Genomic DNA, 19,923 nt, shown 5'->3' with positions numbered 1-19,923 from the left:
TCTCTCTCTTATTGGTTTGGGAAGCAGTTTTTCCCTGCTTCCCTGAAAATGATTTACCAAACGATTACTTTTTGGTTATTCACGACATGGATACCTACACCCACTTCAAACGAAGAATTGCCGGCAGGTATTTCGCCGCTGAACTTCACAACGCCTGCCATATCGCAAATCACTACCTGCATCGGTTGTTCGGCAGTCAGCAGGATACGTCCCTTTTCGGCACGTACCAGCAAACCTTCTTCCGGAACAGTGATCTCTTCGTTGTCTGTCGCTACGGAAGAACGCAGGCTGAAGTTGGCCACCTTGGCTGTTGTCGCTGCATCGGCCAGCAGGTAACCGCTGAACGGGGCGATCGGAGTCGTCAAATCGTCTACACGTTCGAATGTATCGCCTGCATCGTTCAACTGATAGAACGGTTTGTCGAGCGTAACATCATTCAGTGTACCATTGGCATACGCTACAAAGCCGCTGACCGGATTCGGGTTCAGCACCTTGTCGCGACGCAACATCTGGTTCGAACCGGAGACGAAGGTGATCTCTTTAGTCGCAAGACTAGCCGGTACTTTCATCACATACACTTTGTTGGCAGTCATTTCGCTATCGGTCACATCGGTTGTCGAACCGTCTGCCTGGATGCTTTGTAACCAAAAGTGGCCCGAAGTTCCCGGGTTGGATGCCGGGCTGAGGGATACGACTTTATCGTCAATCACTGTAGTCACATCAGTTGCCGTGTAAGGCAAGGCGATCATTGACCATGCGTTATCTTTAAATGTACGTATGTAGCGGATACCGTCGGTAGCGGTAATCTTTGTTCCTGTGTCGGTTACTACCTTCGCACCTTCGTGGATGGTCAGGCGGTGGATATTCTTTTTACCGCTAGAAACATTCCAAACAGCATTGCTATTCAATACGATGTTGCAATCTTCATAATCATCATTCCATGTAGCATCTGCAGTATTCAACGTTACTACCGGATACGCTTTCACCTTCGTCTGATGATTGGCCAGACCGGCGGGGATTGTGTATTCATGGTCGTTACCAAGTTCTTTATCCGTATCCCGTTCCGGAGTTTCTGTCCAAACGCATTGAGTAGTACCATTCTTATCAACAAGCAAGCGGTAGACAGTTTTGATGGCATCTGTAGATTGTTGCAGAACCACTCCACCGATCAATACACTTTCATTGACTGCAACATCACCTTTCAAAGTGATTACGCCTGTCAAGGTGCTGCTCTTTCCACCGCTAATAGTTAACTTATTATTATTTACATCGAAACCGCCTTGTGTGAAGCTCAGATTATACTTGTCCAGGTTGATCGCGTAGTTATTTGTGATCTCGAACGTGGCTTGCGACTGGATATTTGTCAAAAGTTGGATATCTCCCCCGCCATCGTTGGCAGCCTTTATCGCATCAGAGAACTTCCGATAATATGTATTACCTACTTTTGCCACATTCTCTACCTTCACCAGTGCAAGATAGTTGTCGAAATGGCTGGTGATAGCCAATTCACCACCGGGGACGGTCAGAGCTCCGTTTTTATCTATTTCGTTGCCATTCAATGGATAGACAAGTAATTCTTGCGGTATTTGAGAAGCGTAAGGCCATAGGCAAGCAACATCAAGAGTTTTATCCCCGTCTGTCACCTGATTTTCTACCTTAAAGTCTCTCTGCAAACCGTTGTAGAAGTATCGGTATGTTTTGCCATGTTCCAACCCTGTCACCAGTGTACGATATACGGTCTTGTGATCCTGGTTCGTTACATGAATGTTCGTCATGTGAACTGTCCGGCTGATATAAACATTCGGAGTTATGGAAATTTCCCCTTCGATGGATGAATGCTTATCTGTTGCTACGTCATTCGTTATCATCAGGAAGGCATTCTCATTCGTATTTGTATCAAAATTCACCTTGCTGCAAACCAGGTTATAGCCATTCAGTTTGAGTGTGACTTTTTTACCTGGCACTACGCAGTTTGCGTTCGACTCGGTGTGCGGCATAAGTAACTCGATGGTATATTGTTGCGCAGCATCAGAAGCCTCTGCATTTATCGCAGCAAATGCACGTGCCAAACTACGGAATGTACCAACCTCTGAATCCGCACTCGTCCCGTCGCCTCTGAACACCCTTACGGCAATCGGGGCCTTGTTCTCATCGTTCTCTTCGATTTTCGGATGCGCGATGGTTTTAGAACTGTTGGCGCTGAAGAAAGAGACAGAAGTTCCGTCGTAATTAGTCGGCAGCCACAAATGCACTTCACCGTTCTTATCGGAGGTCAGCGGTACGCGGACGGTTGCGCCTTCCTCGGCATCGGGATCCATATCCTTATATTCTACTGTATAAGGCGTATAGCCGTCAAGGGTACTAAAGGTGAGGCGGTACAATGGCTTATTATTTTCGTCTACAAAACGGGGACCATTAGCATCAAACTTCGCCCGTACGCTACCATCTTTATAAACAGCTTTGACATTGGATATGGTATTCATCGCAACACTGCTGTTATCTGTATCAGTAATATAAGATAGCAATGCGCCACCATTCATAGTTAATATGGAGTTATCTTTGTTCGCTCCTGTTATCGTGAAGAAACGCAGCGTATTTGCCTGTGGTGGGTTTTCATCGAGACGGTCAATCGTCAGATTAGAGTTTTCTGCAATCTCTATATCTCCTAAACTATTGATACCGGACATGATGACATTGGCGTTACCCTTGGCAACCAACTTGGTTGTGACCTTGCCATTGGCACCTTCACCATTAGTCTCCAGCAATTCATTGCGGTAGATGTCTTTCACCATCACATAGGTTCCATCTTCTACAGTAAGAGTATAGCCATTGATATAACCAGGTTTATCCGACACATACGTAGTAACTACCACCGGCAGATCTTTTTTTGTTCCGAGACCTTCATTGCCGTCCTCAGTAGAACCGGCGTATTTGTAACCGTTCGCATACAAGATTTCATCTTTGGTAACCTTGATATTACCGCTATTGAGGTTAAACAAGGGTTTGAGGGCAACGTTATCCTTATTGGTACTGTTGTTGATTTGAGCAAATACTTTCTCTCTTTGTCCTTTCACCAGATAAGTGTTGTTGTCGTTGGGTAACCAGAGACAATATTTGGTTTCATCGACTTTGGTGTTGGTTCCGACCTCCTTCGCTGCATAAACCGTTCTATCGTCAATGGTGTAATGGATAGCGGATGGCATATCTGTCATTGGGCTTTCCTGTGAAGGAGAAAGAACCTCCGTGCTTACCGTTACCCTTGTACCCACCACTTTCGGGGTAACAGGCGTACCGCCAACGTGTGGGTTACCGGGGTTGGCCATTGTCGTATAGACACGCCCCTTAAGATCTTCGTCCGTTGCAATCTTCCTACCGGCAACGCGGTAATTACCGATGATGCTTCCCTGGCCTGCTGTTATAATAAGTGTACCATTTTCTGTGGAGATCAGCGGGTATCTACCGTCCTCAGCCACCTGGCCACCGATATTCAATGTGTTGTCTCCTAAAGAAAGGATGAAAGATTGTCCTTCTTCAATCTTAGTGGCAATCGCATTTCCTCCATCCCTGGCCGTGTAGTTGCCTCTTAGTTCGATGGTTTCTCCATTCTGAACAGCTTCGAAGGCTTCTGACAATGTATCATAGGTTTTGTCACCAATATAGATAACCGGTGAAGCCAGCGAAATAGTTTGATTATGTTGAGCAGCAACAGAACCTCTAATACTGTAAGTTGTTGTTCCATCTGTTTTTTTCTTAAACTTAATATCACTTGATCCGGCTGGTAGCCACATATAGATACAACTTGCCGTAGCATCCACTCTGCTGGGATAGTTGTCGGTATTGCCTTCAATCTCTATCTTCTCAGTTTCAAGTCCCATCAATTCGGTATCCACCGTACTGATTCTACAGAAATAGACCGGAACATCTGTACCATCTTTTTTGAAGTTGATAACGTTTGGTGCAATCCGACATCTGTTGATTTCATCCAAATGTACATTTCCTTCGATGTAGACCTTGTTATCGGCATTGATTGTGAGATCTTTCAAGGTTAATATGTTTTCTCCTTCGGCTTTCAACTTAAGGCCATCCGATACGGTTTTCATTACTTTATAATTGGCCGAACCTTGTAGTGTGATATTACCAGCGGAAGCAGAAAGTTTACCTTCATGGGGATATTGAGTTACATTCAAGTCTATAGTAGTACCATTGGCTTTACTGAGCTGTCCGTAGTAGGTGCTACCAGCATTGACAGCTCCGACATTGACAGTTGCCTGAATACCATCCCCAGTGTTATCCGTACGGATCGGAAAGGGATAAGCTTTTTCGGTGCTTGTTGCCAATTCACCGTAATAGTCTTTCAAACCATCACCTACCAATAACTTAAAAGAACTTCCGTTTTGTGGAGCATAAAACGGAAGTTCTCCTATTTTAGCTTGGTAAAAAGTTCCGACGGAATTGGTAAATGTTTTTAGATCGGCATTCAAATTGCCTCCGTTTACAGTAATGCTTTGTTTGCTAGTAAGATGATTAATTGCCTTACCTCCTACAGAAGCGAAGTTGGAAATCGTCCAATTGGCTTCATCAGGAACTGTTGACTGAGCACCGTTATCTGTATAAGCAAAGTAGGCTCCATCTTTTAATGTTATTGTCGAGTTACGGTTAGAGAAGAAAGCACTTCCGCCTTTGTATAACACCCCATCATTTGCTCCTGAAGCTCTAACAATAACCGCACCTTCAATAGTAAAAGATGTCGTGTATTCATGCAAATCAATTCCAGGCTTATCACCATTTCCCAGTGCATTATAATCTGCTCCATTTAATTCCAACGAAGAATAATTTACATTATTATCTTTATTCCAATACTTAATAGTAAGTGAATTATTAGTGGATATGCCTGAGTGTCCCAGTTCTAAAGCAGGATGACTTCTTGTAGAACCTTTTAAACTATTATTCCCAGCTACATAAATCGTAACGCCTTCAGCCAATATATGAAGTTGTCCTCCTGTTACACCATTTAAGTAAACAGAACCATTAGGAGTATTAAATGTTTTATATCCAATATCTCCAGTCAAAGGATTATCAGGATCTGCCCCATCTTCTGCCATCGCCCCCACCGGCACCATCATCAGCAATGCCATCAGGAAGCTCCAAAGGGTTATCAACTTACGGGGACTTCTTTTTTTCCCCACATCTTTAATAGTTGTGCTTCCGGCAGATACGTCCGGAGCATACGATTTGTAGAAAAGTTTCATATTAATACGTGTTTATAATTAAATTCTTTGTCGATTAAGATTACCCGCCACTTTTGCCTGTGCATCGTAGGCAAGGCGCGCCTATGGTGTACAGGTAGGAGCGCCTACGATGTGCAGGCAAAGGCGCCTAAGGTTCGTAAGCACGGCGGGCAGACGATCTATTCAATTTCGGGCCGGTCACTACCACCGCTGCCGCTACCCGGCTTTTCACCCACATACACCAGGCGGCTGACAGAACGGGGTTCTTTCAGCAGACGTTTGGTGCTTCCGGAAAATTGGGTGGTAAGCGTCAGTTCGTATTCACCATCTTTCAATCCGGAGGGAACGATAAAGATCAATTCCGAAGGTTTGTTAGTACCGAACAGGTCAGTGGAGACCTGCGTGATACTGTCGTCGGCCAAACTGCGCAGGGAGATGCCCACCTTCTCGTTGTCGCCCTCCACGCGGATATACGATCCGGTGATGCGGAAGTTGCGGCCGGGGGTCATGTGGCCGTCTTTCATATCGTTACTACAATCTTTCACGCCGGTGAAATAGATTACATCGGGGCGTACGCCCAGGATTTCAACCTTTGTGTTTCTGATTTCTTCGCGTAGCACACGGTTTTGTGTGAAATCAACGTAGATATTATTTTTTTCGGGGTTCCATATACCGTCTTCAATAATTCCGGTAGCACGAGGGGTTGCATAAAACAGGCCGGTGTTTACATTGTTACCATTTGCCAGGAAACGGGCAATGATACGGTTATAAAGTGTAACCGAGTGAACCAGTGTTTCTTTACGAAGACCGGTGTCTTCGCTGATCATCTCTTTGACGATGTCGTCTTCAGTAACTGTTCCTGCTGATTTCAGCACTAAAATCTGATCGTCCGGATCTTCCGTCAAGGTATTTGGGGCTAGCCATCCTTGTAATTTGTTTTCCATACTTCTAAATTTTATATCAAAATGTAATATATTGTGGTTTTAGAGTAGCTTAATGACAGGAGGCAGAATGACTAAAAAAAACGGTCGTTTTTTTTAGTCATTGTTTACTTTTCACGAAAGATTCTGTTGGTTCTTGTATATTGATTGATAATCAATTGTTAATTTAAAATAATTGGAGTCGGTTTATGTCAGTAAAGAGGAGAGAAAAACAGACTAAAAAAAACGACCGTTTTTTTTAGTCAACACAATTCATTATCACTTGATTTCTATAACTTACCTATACTTCCACAAAAGTATATATTAATTGTAAGTAACAGGACGGGGAGTTTGTTAACAATATTAAATATTACATAACGAAGGGGAAGAGTATAATACTGAATCTCACAAAATAAAAGAGTTTTTTCAGGTAACAGAAGGTAGGGAATATAGTTAAATTTTATCAGATTTAAATGTTTGTTTATAATATCCGGTAGTAACTTTTTTCCTCTAGAGAGAGGTATTAATTACTACCGGATAAAACTGATTATCCGCAAGAATCAGCGTAAACAACTATATTACATCACATTATATCCTGACACAACCACTTTAGGCGCATTGCCTCTGGTATCTTCGTCTTTCCAGCGGAAGCTGATTTCTTTCTTTTCACCCGGAAGCAGAGCGAAGTAGTTGTCGGAATAGAACATCGGAAGGAACTGCTCACCATCCTTGTCGCCCACAACATTTACACGGATCATCAAGGCCGGTGTTGAAGTTGTATTCTCGATAACGACTGTACCGTTCCAGTTTCCATCAGTTCCCTTGTTGGTCGTGACATCGGACTTCAATGCTACTTTCGGGAGATTACGCAGATCCTGGTAGTTGTTTTCTTCCAGGCTTCTGTGATAGAAGTTTTCGGAAATAACCTTTCCGTTTTCAGCCAAGACCATCTTGATAAAGTGAACCTTCGACAGGTTATCCGGGAATTCCAGCTGGATACATTTGTTGGTCGTATCTTCATTACTGTCAATAGCGACTTCTTTCTCCCAGGCTACGGAAGCATCCATATTCAGCACCTGCGCTTTAGCTGTCAAGCCCTTACGGTTGCCACCACTGTAGTTTACGACTTCTACTTCATCGGTTACCGGGTTCCATTGGATATGCAATGGCTCGGAAGCCTTCTTGATAGCGAAATAGGCAGCTGTCGGTTCGAAGTAATAATCATAGGTCTGCCATACCATAGAAGGCCAGCAGGAATGACTCATCCACATCAGCAAACCTTTACGGTTCTGGCTGCGGGATTCAAACAAGCTGCGGTGACCGTCATAGTTCACCCACTGCGCCAGTTCGGCAAACTCTTTGGCGCTACGGGGTTCGCCGTATCCTTTCGCAATAATCTCGTTGAAAGAAGTAGCACCCTGTGCACCTTCGCGGGTATAGTCGTGCATACCCCACTGATTATCCTGTGGCCAGATACCTTCCGGAGAGAAGGTACGGAGCATACTTTCGTAGGTCAGCACATTCGGCATACCGCGTTCGCTATGGAACTTGTCGTTACCGGTCTTCAATGTGAAGTATTCCTTTGCAGGAAGCATACGATAGGGACCGTGACCGCTTACTACATCATCTGCCGAACTGGATATATAATGTATATCCGAATGATCTTCTTTGATGATCCGGCGCAACGCCTTGTCGATCTGTTCGGGAGGGAAACCTTCGTTACGACCGCAATAGATACCGATGGAAGCATGGTTACGGATGCGCTTCACATAATCTTCCGCATTGGCAATAAACATTTCGGGATAGTAAGGATCAGGACCGTCAGCCGGATTCGCCAGCCAGAAGTCTTGCCAAACCACGATACCGTGGCGGTCGCAGGCTTCATACAGTTCTTCATCACCAATCATACCCACCCAGTTACGCATGATCGTGAAGTTCATATCGGCATGGTAAGCCACCGCGATATCATATTCACGTGCACGGTAATTCAGGTTAGACTCACTGAATCCCCAGTTACCGCCCCGGCCAACAAAACGACGGCCGTTGATAAAGAGACTCAAAATCTGATTATCCTCATTGAAGGTCATCTGGCGGATACCGACTTTAAAGTCTTTGGCATCCGATACCTTATCATCTATTTTAAATGTGAAGCTGGCATCATACAAGTTAGGCTCTCCATATCCTTTAGGCCACCAGAGACGCGGATTCTGAACATTCAACTGAGCGAAATCCTTTGCATCGAAGACAACAGCTTTCTCTTCGCCCGCAGCCAGTTCCACCGGCTGTTGGAAGGTGATATCACCGATCTTGCCTTCCAGCATACCTTTTACCGCATTTGCATCATGGTTCTTCACGATCACTTCCGCCGTCAGTTTAGCAGAGGTCGTATCGGGCAACGGCAACACCGATTTAACAAGCGGATCAGCTACCGTCACTTTTCCGGTCGTTGTCAGGAAGACATCATTCCAGATACCGATATTACGGCCACGCATCGTCGGGATCCAGTCCCAGCCGATCGTTGCATGGAATGTCGGGTTATCAGCACCCAGGATACCGCCGTTGAAGTCCGTGCTCAGTGCATTCTTCTCTTTGATAGCACCGATATGCTGGTTCTTAATGATCTCCACGGCTACCACATTCTTACCCGGAACGATCAGGTCCGTTACATCGAACTTACCACGCATAAAGGCACCTTCGATGCGGCCTGCCTGTTTACCATTTACATATACATTCGCCTTCCAGTTGATACCGTCGAAATTCAGGAACACACGATCCTGTTTAAAGTCGGCCGGCACCTCAAACTCGTCACGATACCAGAAATCGGAATTGAAGAACGACTCGGATATCTGCAACTGATTATCTGCATAGTTAGGATCGGCAATGGCACCGATATTCTTGTAACTGCTCAAGACAGTTCCCGGCACCGTGGCAACAACCCAGTTTTCAGGCTGGAAGCCGGGAGTCGAAATTTCTTCTCCCGTAGCCGTTATTTCTGACGCACGCTGAAGTTTCCAGTTGCCACCGGACAAATAGATTTCGTCTTTCGATGCAGCAGGTGCAGCCACAGGCTGCGGAACCAGGCCACCTTTACCCATCACTTCCAGTTCGCTCAGGATATAACGACTGTCGTTGGCCGGCTGTTGCATCAGGATACGCACATAACGCGCATTCTTCTTACCGTTCAGCGAGATTTCATCGACCAATTCCTCCCCACCGGGAAGTTCAGCGACATCCGTCCACTGTTCAGCATTATCGGACACCTGTACTTTACCTTTTACGGCTTTGTTTATCCAGCGTAAAACGACTTTGTCGAATTCAGACTGGCTACCCAGGTCTACATACAACCATTCTTCTCCCGTAGTGGCACTCATCCAGGCACTATTGAAGAATTGGGAAGGTTTCATTTCCACCATTCCGCCTTTATTATAGAAATCAGCAGCCGTAAACACCCAGCTATGGACACCGGCCATCTTCAATAGAACACGGTAATTGGAGTAATTCGCCTCTTTATCGAATGTTATGGTTTCATTCAGTTTACGGACCGGCATGGAAATCTGTTCGGTCTGCTTGTTCGGGTCGGTTACCGGCATACGGTAACGTACAGCGTCGCCCGGCAATCCTTTGCCGCTCAGTTTGCCGACCTCGGTCCAGTTCTGTCCGTCATTGGAACCCTGGCAGATAATTTCGTAACCGTCTTTTGCCAACTGGTCGTCATAAATGAGAGTTCCTGTCAGCACCAGCTTGTCGGCTTGTTTGCTGTAATTCTTTAGTGCGAACTGGAAATAAGTATCCGCCCCTTCAAATGTATTCCGGGAATACGGACCTTCGTCGATCATCCATTCGCGTTCACGCCGGGGAGCTTCGCCCGCCGGAGTCGATAGTATTAAATACTGCGGTTGCTGGTCGGTTACAATACCGTCCGTCACTAACTGCGCCGTCAAGTTATAGTCGTGACTAGAGGAGTTGAAAGCCGAACGCAGAAGAGCTATATTGCGATAATTTGACTTATCCGGAGCCAAATCAGGAGAGAAATCCTCCTTCGGGTTACCGGGGTATTGCCCTATACCACGCGTATAGTAGTCCGAACGTTCGAACGATTCGGTTGTCGCCCCTGCACCGCTACAACCCCAAAGCAACAACGAAGTCGCTGCTGCTCCACAGAGCGTGAGGATACGGGAGACTTTTTGCTGTTTACACATTTTCATACGATGAAAGTCTATTTGATTTGTATTTTTTGCATAGGCAAATATACATTAAAAAACAGTGATTTTTTATGCAAATAGGAAAAGGTTAGATATAAAAAAGGTATATAATCGGTATTTAACAAGGGAACAACAGGCGGAGAAACAAACTTATAGCGACGAAAGTATCTCTTTCCCCTCTTGAGAGGGGATAAGGGGTGTGTTATAATTCCGCCATAAGACTTGCTTTAACACACCCCTGCCCCCTCTCAAGAGGGGAAGAGTTACTTCCGTCGCTATATATATGCGATGTTCTTTTACTTCAAATCAGCCGTTTCAAGAATCTGTTCTACGGCCTGGGCTAAACCGTCGGAGTTTTTACCGCCGGCAGTTGCAAAGTGGGCCTGTCCGCCACCGCCACCCTGAATCAGTTTGGCTGCATCTTTTACCAGTTTACCGGCATTCAGTCCTTCGGCAACAAGCGGTTCGCTCAGCATCACCATCAAAGCACATTTTGCACCGTCCTTGATACCGGCCACAAAGAATACTTTCTCATCGCTATTGCTTTCACCCTTGATCTGGAAGGCCAGGTCTTTGATGGCATCTACATTCGCCTCACCGCGGAAGACAACCACCTTCACTCCGTGGCGTTCAACAGCCTTGGCGATCAGTTCTTTCTTCAACATAGCGACCTTTTCCTTTACATAGTCGCTAACCTGTTTCTTCAGTTCGGCATTTTCTTCAATCGACTTACGGATTGTCTGTGCCAGGTTCGGTACATTATTAAATAAAGCACGCAACTCACGCATGGAATCCTGCAACATGAAGGTATAGTTTTCTGCCCCTTCGGCCGTCACGGCTTCGATACGGCGTACACCGGCTGCGATAGAACTTTCGGCAATCACACGCAGCGAACCGATCATACCGGTTGCCGGGATATGCGTACCACCGCACAGCTCGATAGAAGAACCGTATTTAACGACACGTACTTCCTCGCCATACTTCTCACCGAACAATGCCATAGCACCCAAAGCCTGGGCCTGGGCTATCGGCATATTGCGATGCTCTTCCAACGGATAGTTGGCACGAATCTTTTCGCTTACCAGCTTTTCTACCTGGCGGATTTCTTCGTCGGTCACTTTCTGGAAATGAGAGAAGTCGAAACGAAGCGCTTCGGGAGAAACATACGAACCTTTCTGTTCGACATGTGTGCCCAATACTTCGCGCAATGCCTCATGCAGCAAGTGAGTTGCCGAGTGGTTACATTCGCACTGGATACGTTTCTTTTCGTTGATCTTCGCCGTGAAAGTAACGGTTACATCTTTCGGCAAACGCGTAACGAAATGTACCGGCAGGTTATTTTCACGCTTCGTATCTACAACATCCAGCTTTTCATCGTCGGCAATCAGCCATCCGGTATCACCTACCTGTCCACCCATCTCTGCATAGAACGGAGTCTGGTCGAGAACGATCTGGAACAACTCTTTATTCTTCTGCTTGATTTTACGGTAACGCAGGATTTCGGCTTCACATTCGAACAGGTCGTAACCAACGAATTTGGATTCGCCTTCTTTCAGGACCACCCAGTCACCGGTTTCGATAGCAGCCGCATTACGGGCACGTTCTTTCTGTTTCTGCATTTCCGCATTGAACTCGTCGATATTCACTTCCATGCCGTTTTCACGCAGGATCAGTTCAGTCAGGTCCAACGGGAATCCGTATGTATCATATAATGTAAAGGCATCCACACCGCTGATAACGGTTTTTCCGGCAGCCTTTGTTTCTTCAATCTTCTTATCCAGCAGACGAATACCTGTTTCCAACGTGCGCAGGAACGATTCTTCTTCTTCCTTGATTACCTTTTCGATCAGCGTCTTCTGGGCAACCAGTTCGGGATAAGCATCGCCCATCGTCTCGATCAGGACAGGCAACAAGCTATACATAAAAGCTTCGCGGCGTCCAAGGAACGTATAACCGTAACGAACGGCACGGCGAAGGATACGGCGGATTACGTAACCGGCTTTGGCATTCGACGGCAACTGTCCGTCTGTGATAGAGAACGCGATTGTACGGATATGGTCGGCAATAACGCGCATAGCCACATCCTGTTGTCTGTTGTCTCCGTATTTTGTTCCGGTCTTTTCAGCAATCACCTGGATGATCGGCTGGAATACATCGGTATCGTAGTTGGAAGTCTTACCCTGCAATGACATACACAGGCGTTCGAATCCCATACCCGTATCGATCACCTTCGCAGGCAGCGGTTCCAACGAACCGTCGGCTTTGCGGTTGAACTGCATAAACACCAGGTTCCAGATCTCGATTACCTGCGGATGGTCTTTGTTTACCATCTCCGCACCGCTAGAAACGGCACGTTCTTCGTCAGAGCGAAGGTCTATATGAATTTCCGAACAGGGACCGCAAGGACCGGTATCACCCATTTCCCAGAAGTTATCATGTTTGTTACCATTGATAATATGATCTTTCGGCAGGAACTGTTCCCAGTAACCGGCAGCTTCGTCGTCGCGCGACAAACCTTCGGCAGGGCTTCCTTCGAATACGGTTGCATACAAACGTTTCGGGTCCAGCTTCAGGACATCCACCAGATATTCCCATGCCCATCCGATGGCCTCTTTCTTGAAATAATCACCGAACGACCAGTTTCCCAACATTTCGAACATCGTGTGGTGATAGGTATCGTGTCCTACCTCTTCCAGGTCGTTATGTTTACCGCTTACACGAAGACATTTCTGCGAGTCCGCGACACGTGAATATTTAATGGGTACATTTCCCAGGATTATATCCTTAAACTGGTTCATGCCCGCATTGGTGAACATCAATGTCGGGTCCCCCTTCACGACCATAGGAGCAGACGGTACAATCTGGTGCTGCTTGGAAGCGAAGAACTCTTTAAACGATTCACGAATTTCTTTTGCTGTCAACATAATCTATTATATAGTTCTCGTTAATATTCTGAAAAACAATTTGCAAAAGTACTGCAAATTATTATTTTTGCACGTATCCAAGCAATAAAATATTCAATGAAACTGTTTAAAACAAGAAAAACATATTACTTATATAACCCGAATACGCTCAGTTACGACCGTGTTTACCCCTCCGCCAGAGACCGTTTCTTCATTGTGCTCCGTCATTTGAGCATCGGTGCGGCAATCGGTATCGGTGTATTCTTTATTATGATGTACACGATCGATTCGCCGGTAGAGTCTTTGATGAAAAAGGAAAACAAGCTGTTGCAGACTCAGTATGAAGTACTTTCATTACGTCTCACCAATGCGCTGGAAGTGTTGGATGATATACAGCAAAGGGATGAGAACCTGTACCGCGCCATCTTCCAGGCCGAATCCATTCCCGAATCGGTGCGTAAATCAGGTTTCGGGGGAACCAACCGCTACGAACATCTGCTGAACCTGTCCAATCCGGAACTGGTTGTCTCTACCACCCAGAAGATGGACATGCTCAGCAAACAACTTTATATACAATCCAACTCGTTGGAAGAGTTGATTAAACTGGGTAAGAACCAGGAAGAACGCAGCCGCTGCATCCCTGCCATCCAGCCAATCTCCAACAAGGACCTGCGTCGCACGGCATCCGGCTACGGTGTACGTATCGACCCGATCTACCGAACTCCGCGTTTCCACTCCGGCATGGACTTCTCTGCCAAAGTAGGAACGGAAATCTATGCAACCGGCGATGGAGTCGTCACTTTTGCCGCCTGGAAACAGGGTTACGGGAACTGCCTGATGATCGATCACGGCTATGGATTCCAGACATTATACGGTCATATGAGCAAATACAGAAAACGCGTCGGACAGAAAGTGACACGCGGCGAAGTGATTGGCGAAGTAGGTAACACCGGTAAATCAACCGGCCCGCACCTGCATTATGAAGTGATAGTTCGTGGTAAACATGATAATCCGTCCAGATATTACTATATGGACCTGACACCGGAAGAATACGACCGTATGATTCAGATTGCAGAAAACCATGGCCAGGTAATGGATTAAACATCTTTAATACAATGGCATTAAATAAAGATAAAAATCTGAAGTTATATTTCTCCATCAGCGAGGTGGCGCAGATGTTCGACGTGAACGAATCGACACTGCGTTTCTGGGAGAAAGAATTCGATATTATCCGTCCGCGCAAGACGCCTAAAGGAACCCGTTTCTATAAGCAGGAAGACATCGACGCCGTCCGCCTGATCTTCCATCTGGTAAAAGAGCGGGGAATGACCCTGGCTGGTGCCCGGCAAAAACTAAAGGATAACAGGGAGACAACCATCCGGCAGGAAGAGATCGTTAATAAGCTGAAGCAGATTAAGGAAGAACTGCTCTCTATGAAAGCTGCCTTCGACGCACTCGACCCTTCCGAATTACCTCAGGAAGAGAAAATCTAAGTCAAACAATTAGCAGGTTACGCCGGAAAAGCGTACCTTCGCCGACAATTTAATAGAACAATAAACATGGAAATTACGGGAAAAATTATCGCCGTACTGCCTGCGCAGAGCGGAACCAGCAAAGCTGGAAACGAGTGGAAAAAACAGGAATACGTATTAGAGACACACGACCAATACCCTAAGAAAGTCTGCTTCCAGATCTTCGGTGCCGACCGCATCGAACAAGCAGCTATTCAACCCGGAGAAGAATTGACAGTATCATTCGATATAGACAGCCGCGAATATCAGGGACGTTGGTTCACCAACATCAGTGCCTGGAAGGTAGACCGTCCGATGGCCGGCGCTCCCCAGTCAGCACCGGGCGCCATGACACCGGAAAACTTTGCACCGGCATCTGCCCCGACAGCATCTGCCGCTCCCGACTTCGGCCCGGCTAACCCGATCGACGATCTGCCATTCTAATGGATATCGTTGCCCTGATCGGCGGACTACTCCTCATCCTGGTCGGCGCAAATGCACTGACCGATGGGGCTGCTTCGGTAGCCAAACGTTTTAACATCTCCTCCCTTGTTATCGGATTAACGATCGTAGCCTTTGGTACATCCGCCCCCGAACTGACCGTCAGCATTGTATCGGCACTGAAAGGAAGTGCGGATATGGCCATCGGGAATGTTGTCGGAAGTAATATTTTCAATACCCTTATGATTGTAGGTTGCACGGCAGCCATTGTTCCCATCGGGATGAATAAAGGGACGCTCAGCAAAGAGATTCCGTTATGTATCCTGGCATCTATCGTTTTATTTATCTGCGGAAACGACGTGTTGATAAACGGAGCGGCTGAAAATACAATCAGCAGCAGCGACGGGATGCTGCTGCTCTGCTTCTTTGCGATCTTTCTGGGTTACACATTCGCCATTGCACATAACGGGAACGGAGAGGAAGAGACGAAAATCAAGTTGATGCCCGTATGGAAATCCGGGGTATTCATTGCCGGCGGTCTTGCCGGTTTGATTTACGGAGGACAGTTCTTCGTAGACGGAGCATCAGGGATTGCGCGTGGCCTGGGTGTCAGTGAGTCTATTATCGGTCTGACGTTGGTTGCCGGAGGAACTTCCCTGCCCGAACTCGCTACCTCGGTCGTTGCCGCCTTGAAGAAAAATCCGGAGATGGCGATCGGGAATGTGATCGGTTCGAACCTGTTCAATATATTCTTTGTATTGGGTTGCAGTGCGACCATCAGTCCGCTGAACATGAAAGGTATTACCAATGCAGACCTCGGGGTTCTGATCGGTTCATGCGTATTGCTTTACCTGTTCGGGCTGTTTATCAGAAAGCGCACCATAACACGCCTTGAAGGGATTGTTATGGTCCTATGCTATATTGCCTATATGATCTATCTGATCAAAGGATAAGTTACTTTACTCCCTGACCAACTGCATAAGTGTCTCATGCATCGCTCCGTTGGTGGCAAGCACTTCATCTCCCGACTGCCAGTTGTCGCCACCGCTGAAGTCGGTCACTTTACCGCCGGCCTGCATCAGGATCAGGGCGCCTGCCGCTATATCCCAGGGACCGATCCAGGCTTCGATACGCGCTTCGAAACGTCCGGCGGCGATATAGCAGACTTCGGCAGCCGCCGCTCCCATCAGGCGCGTTCCTCCGGCGAAACCGTATAACCGGTCGACCAGGCGGAGGGCCACCGGGCGGTAAGCATCGGAGTTATAAGGAAATCCCAGGTCGATAAAGGCTTTATCCAGGTCGGATACGTCCGATACGTGTATCTCCCTGCCATCCAGATAGGCTTTACTGCCTTTCCAGGCGTAGAAGCATTCGTCGCGACAGACTTCGTAAACGACACCGATCAGCAATTCTTCTTTATTACGCAGGGCGATACTGACGCAGTAAGGGGCGACATCGTGAATATAGTTGGAAGTCCCGTCCAGCGGATCCACCAGCCAGCAATAGTTTTCGTCGGTCAGGCTGCCGCTGCCTTCTTCGGCGATGAAGCCTGCTTCGGGAAGCAAGGCGGAGAGTTGGGCGATCAGCCATTTTTCCGATTCCTTGTCGACATACGATACGTAATTGTGAGCACTTTTCTCTTCTACACGTGTACGGTCGAACTTACGCCGTTCTTCTTTCAGGAAAGTCCCGGCTTCGCGGGCTATCTGTTGTACCTGGGTACAAAGTTCTTCTAAATTAAGCATATCCTCTTTTTATCTTTTTATTGTGACAAACATACGCATTTTGGAACTAAATAATACGGGTAGTACTGAATATTAACGAAAAAGATATACTTTTGACACAAGACATAAAACAGTTACGTTCTATGAATATCCGGAAACCATGGAAACAGACTCCAAGCTACAAGGGAGAAGAGAAAGCCGAGAGTTATAATTTTTTCGATATCTCTTCCTTCTTCCGTTTCGATACGCACCGGAATGCTTTGGGCGTATTGTCCGACCAGACCTGTTCCGATCTGGGTTTCGAGGATCTTTTCATGTTTTCCGACCGCACCGCCTCACGCGTCGGGCAGCAGTATCTGTACAACCTGATGCGGATCATCCCGGACAAAGCGGGCGAGATAGAACGGCATGAAGCACTTATAAACGAGCTGTCGTCGCATCCGGATTTACAGGAAGAACTTGTCAAAGACCTGCAAATCCTGAATACCCATGAAGCATATAGTATTGCGTCGCTGATGGGTATAGGATTTCCGGCTGTTCCTGTATGGAGGAAAATCCTGTTCCGTATTTGTGGTTTCCTGCCGGCCTTGTTTCTTCTATTATTGTACTTTTATCAGGCGGGAGCGTGGCTGCTTTTGTTGATTGCAGCGATACTTGTGAACGGCGTTATTCATTACGGGAACAAACCGAACAACCTGAATTTTCTGATATCCATTCCCCAATTGATACGTTTGCTGAATATTTCGGGCAAACTATCGAAGAACCCGCTTTTCACGGAACTCGGCAAAGAGGTTCCGGAGGCGCTGTCTTCATTGGAAACACTGAGAAAGGCGAGCGGCCACCTGCGGATGGAATCGAAGATGGACAGCGACCTGGCTGTCATCCTTTGGGCGATCATGGAATGCGTCAAAATCTTCTTTCTGGCGGAACCGATCGCCTATCATAAAGTGATCACCCTGCTGAAAGATAAGAACCGGCAGATAGAGACGGTGTTTCGTTTTGTCGGGTTGGCAGACAGTCTGTCGTCGGTCGCTTTTCTGCGGAAGAGCCTGCCTTATTACTGTCTGCCGGAAAAGCCGGAAGGCGAGGTGCGGATGGAGACGGAGGAGATGTTTCATCCCCTGCTCAAGAACTGTGTTGCCAATACGATCCGGATCGAAGGCCGCTCCATCCTGTTTACCGGTTCGAATATGTCGGGAAAGACTACTTTCATCCGTACCCTGGGCGTCAATATGCTAGCGACACAGACACTTCATACAGCTTTTGCCCGGCGGATGCAGATGAAAACGCCTGTCATGATCCATGCCGCCCTGATGCTTTCCGACAGCCTTTCCGACGGCAAAAGTTTCTATCTGAAAGAAGTGGAGTCGATCCGCGATATGCTATCATGCAGCTGTAGTGAACATATCAACCTTTTCCTGCTGGACGAAATATTTAAGGGAACCAACACCACCGAGCGGATAGCGGCAGCCAAAGCGGTCCTGTCATACCTGAACACCTCGAACAACATCGTAATTGTCTCCACCCACGATGCGGAATTAGGAACATTCCTGAAAAATGAATACGACCTGTATCATTTCTGTGAAACGATAGCCAACGGCATTCTCTCGTTCGATTATAAATTAAAGGCAGGCAACCTCTACCAGCGGAACGCCATCCGCATTCTGGAAATAAATGATTATCCGGCTACATTGATAGAAGATGCTTATTCCGTTATCCGGCAGATAGAAGGCCGATAATTCTCGCAAAGCATCTTTCCATCGCTCACGCGCTTCATCCAAATTCTGCGGTTCTTCTTTCGGCTCCTCGCACGCGTGTTGTTGCTGTTGTATATTTACTTTACTTTCCTTTTCTTTTCTTTGTCGCATTTCTGTAACAGAAACCCCCGTTTCTGATACATTAACAGCATTTTCCACGATGTTAATGCAATTAAACTCTTCGGAAATGGGATTTTTGCATCGTTTTACAACTAAAATGTATCTTTCCTGAATCTTTTCTTCCGTATCTCCCAAACGATCAGCAAGGTCATACACATAATCATCCGACAATTGCAGGAAATACCCCTCTTTTTTGTAAATGTCGCACAGGATGGTGAAATAAACCAGAAAACCGAGCGACTTGTAGCGGCTTTTCAGTTTACGTACTTGTATATTTTCAAATATATCGGTATCGACCGGAAAATAATCCAGTCCTTTTTTGATAGGTCTAGCCATGATTGTTATAAACTTTTTCAATTATGATTTTGTATCGCACGGATAACCAGCCGTAACGTTTTCAGCATCAGCAGTTCTCCCGGCAGCACGCGTATCACGCACCAGCCTGAGACCGCCGCCTCATTATATTTCTCCATATCACGCAGATAGCCTTCGGGGCGGATATGGCGGCCACCGTTGAAGGCGCCGCCCTCCACCTCGACAGCTACGCGGTGGGAAGGGATGGCGAAGTCGAACCGCCAGTCCCGCCCGGGATGGAAACGGTATTCCGCCACCACCTCCTCGCCCGTATGCTTCAGGATCAACGCGCTAAGCGGCGAAAAATAGGCCATCGCCAAAATACTTATTGTAAATTTCCCCATTCCGGCGAAAGCTGTTGTTTTTTTATAGGAAAACGCCCTTCCGGGAGAAAAAATAATTTCTTTCGGAAGAAAATCAAATTTCATCCGGGAGAAATTGAAAACGGACTCGGATGGGGTGAAACAGGGAAGGGAAGATAATGTAAAATTCGAGACTGGCTTTCAGATTTATCTAAATATTTTCCACAGAAAAACAGATACGGGACAAATAATAATCTTAACTTTGTCGCAAACAAAATCGTATCGCTATGAAAAATAATGGAGAAATCATGGTTTGCCTTCTCTAAATTGAATCTGGATATAAAGGATATTATACAAAAGATCATTTAACGCAACGTGCAGAACATACTGCAAAAGAAGGAAGACGAAGGGAGCGACAGACTGAAACCTCCCGTTTCGATCCCGTCTCTATCCGTATCAGC

12 protein-coding genes are annotated in these 19,923 nt (G+C 46.6%); 5 read left to right on the top strand and 7 right to left on the bottom strand.

The window, feature by feature from the left end; genetic code table 11:
* Positions 1-53: 53 nt before the first annotated feature.
* The 4 genes from HMPREF1535_RS11630 to alaS all read right to left on the bottom strand — a co-directional run bounded on the left by HMPREF1535_RS11630 (position 54) and on the right by alaS (position 13,274).
* Positions 54-5,249 carry a hypothetical protein gene (locus HMPREF1535_RS11630; protein WP_046146205.1) on the bottom strand — a complete coding sequence of 1,732 codons (5,196 nt, stop codon included), beginning with the start codon at positions 5,247-5,249 and terminating at the stop codon, positions 54-56.
* A 158-nt stretch (positions 5,250-5,407) separates the two neighbouring features.
* The gene (locus tag HMPREF1535_RS11625; protein WP_009859814.1) at positions 5,408-6,172 is read right to left on the bottom strand and encodes a DNA-binding domain-containing protein; all 765 of its coding nucleotides are present in this window, start codon (positions 6,170-6,172) and stop codon (positions 5,408-5,410) included.
* Between the two features lie 554 nt (positions 6,173-6,726).
* On the bottom strand, positions 6,727-10,353 hold the full coding sequence (locus tag HMPREF1535_RS11620) for a glycosyl hydrolase 2 galactose-binding domain-containing protein (RefSeq protein ID WP_046146204.1): 3,627 nt from the start codon (positions 10,351-10,353) through the stop codon (positions 6,727-6,729).
* Between the two features lie 293 nt (positions 10,354-10,646).
* Complete coding sequence (gene alaS, locus HMPREF1535_RS11615; protein ID WP_046146203.1) at positions 10,647-13,274, bottom strand: alanine--tRNA ligase; 2,628 nt, start codon at positions 13,272-13,274, stop codon at positions 10,647-10,649.
* 96 nt (positions 13,275-13,370) lie between these two features.
* Between alaS and HMPREF1535_RS11610 the strand changes: the two genes are divergently transcribed.
* The 4 genes from HMPREF1535_RS11610 to HMPREF1535_RS11595 all read left to right on the top strand — a co-directional run bounded on the left by HMPREF1535_RS11610 (position 13,371) and on the right by HMPREF1535_RS11595 (position 16,158).
* A complete protein-coding gene (locus HMPREF1535_RS11610; protein WP_010800728.1) occupies positions 13,371-14,354 on the top strand; it encodes a M23 family metallopeptidase in 984 nt (327 codons plus the stop codon).
* A 14-nt stretch (positions 14,355-14,368) separates the two neighbouring features.
* Positions 14,369-14,746: a MerR family transcriptional regulator gene (locus HMPREF1535_RS11605; RefSeq protein WP_009859819.1), complete on the top strand. Its 378-nt coding sequence runs from the start codon at positions 14,369-14,371 to the stop codon at positions 14,744-14,746.
* A gap of 66 nt (positions 14,747-14,812) precedes the next feature.
* On the top strand, positions 14,813-15,208 hold the full coding sequence (locus HMPREF1535_RS11600; protein ID WP_009859820.1) for a DUF3127 domain-containing protein: 396 nt from the start codon (positions 14,813-14,815) through the stop codon (positions 15,206-15,208).
* Entirely contained in the window at positions 15,208-16,158 is a 951-nt protein-coding gene (locus HMPREF1535_RS11595) for a calcium/sodium antiporter (protein ID WP_010800729.1), read from the top strand. The genes HMPREF1535_RS11600 and HMPREF1535_RS11595 overlap by 1 nt, the downstream gene beginning before the upstream one ends.
* 6 nt (positions 16,159-16,164) lie before the next feature.
* Here HMPREF1535_RS11595 and HMPREF1535_RS11590 read toward each other — a convergent pair whose 3' ends face one another.
* The gene (locus tag HMPREF1535_RS11590) at positions 16,165-16,950 is read right to left on the bottom strand and encodes an inositol monophosphatase family protein (RefSeq protein ID WP_010800730.1); all 786 of its coding nucleotides are present in this window, start codon (positions 16,948-16,950) and stop codon (positions 16,165-16,167) included.
* 92 nt (positions 16,951-17,042) lie between these two features.
* Between HMPREF1535_RS11590 and HMPREF1535_RS11585 the strand changes: the two genes are divergently transcribed.
* Complete coding sequence (locus HMPREF1535_RS11585; protein WP_244275601.1) at positions 17,043-18,668, top strand: MutS-related protein; 1,626 nt, start codon at positions 17,043-17,045, stop codon at positions 18,666-18,668.
* Here HMPREF1535_RS11585 and HMPREF1535_RS25390 read toward each other — a convergent pair.
* Positions 18,552-19,142 (bottom strand): DUF4373 domain-containing protein, encoded by a 591-nt coding sequence (locus HMPREF1535_RS25390; protein ID WP_082207520.1) that lies wholly within the window; start codon positions 19,140-19,142, stop codon positions 18,552-18,554. The genes HMPREF1535_RS11585 and HMPREF1535_RS25390 overlap by 117 nt on opposite strands.
* A gap of 17 nt (positions 19,143-19,159) precedes the next feature.
* Positions 19,160-19,588, bottom strand: coding sequence for an endonuclease domain-containing protein (locus HMPREF1535_RS11575; protein WP_244275599.1), 429 nt, complete (start codon positions 19,586-19,588; stop codon positions 19,160-19,162).
* Between the last annotated feature and the right edge of the window lie 335 nt (positions 19,589-19,923).

Origin of the sequence: Parabacteroides goldsteinii DSM 19448 = WAL 12034 (genome assembly GCF_000969835.1) — a bacterium.
Classification (GTDB): domain Bacteria; phylum Bacteroidota; class Bacteroidia; order Bacteroidales; family Tannerellaceae; genus Parabacteroides; species Parabacteroides goldsteinii.
Note: the sequence above shows the minus strand (reverse complement) of the source record. Positions and strands in the feature narration are given on the sequence as shown.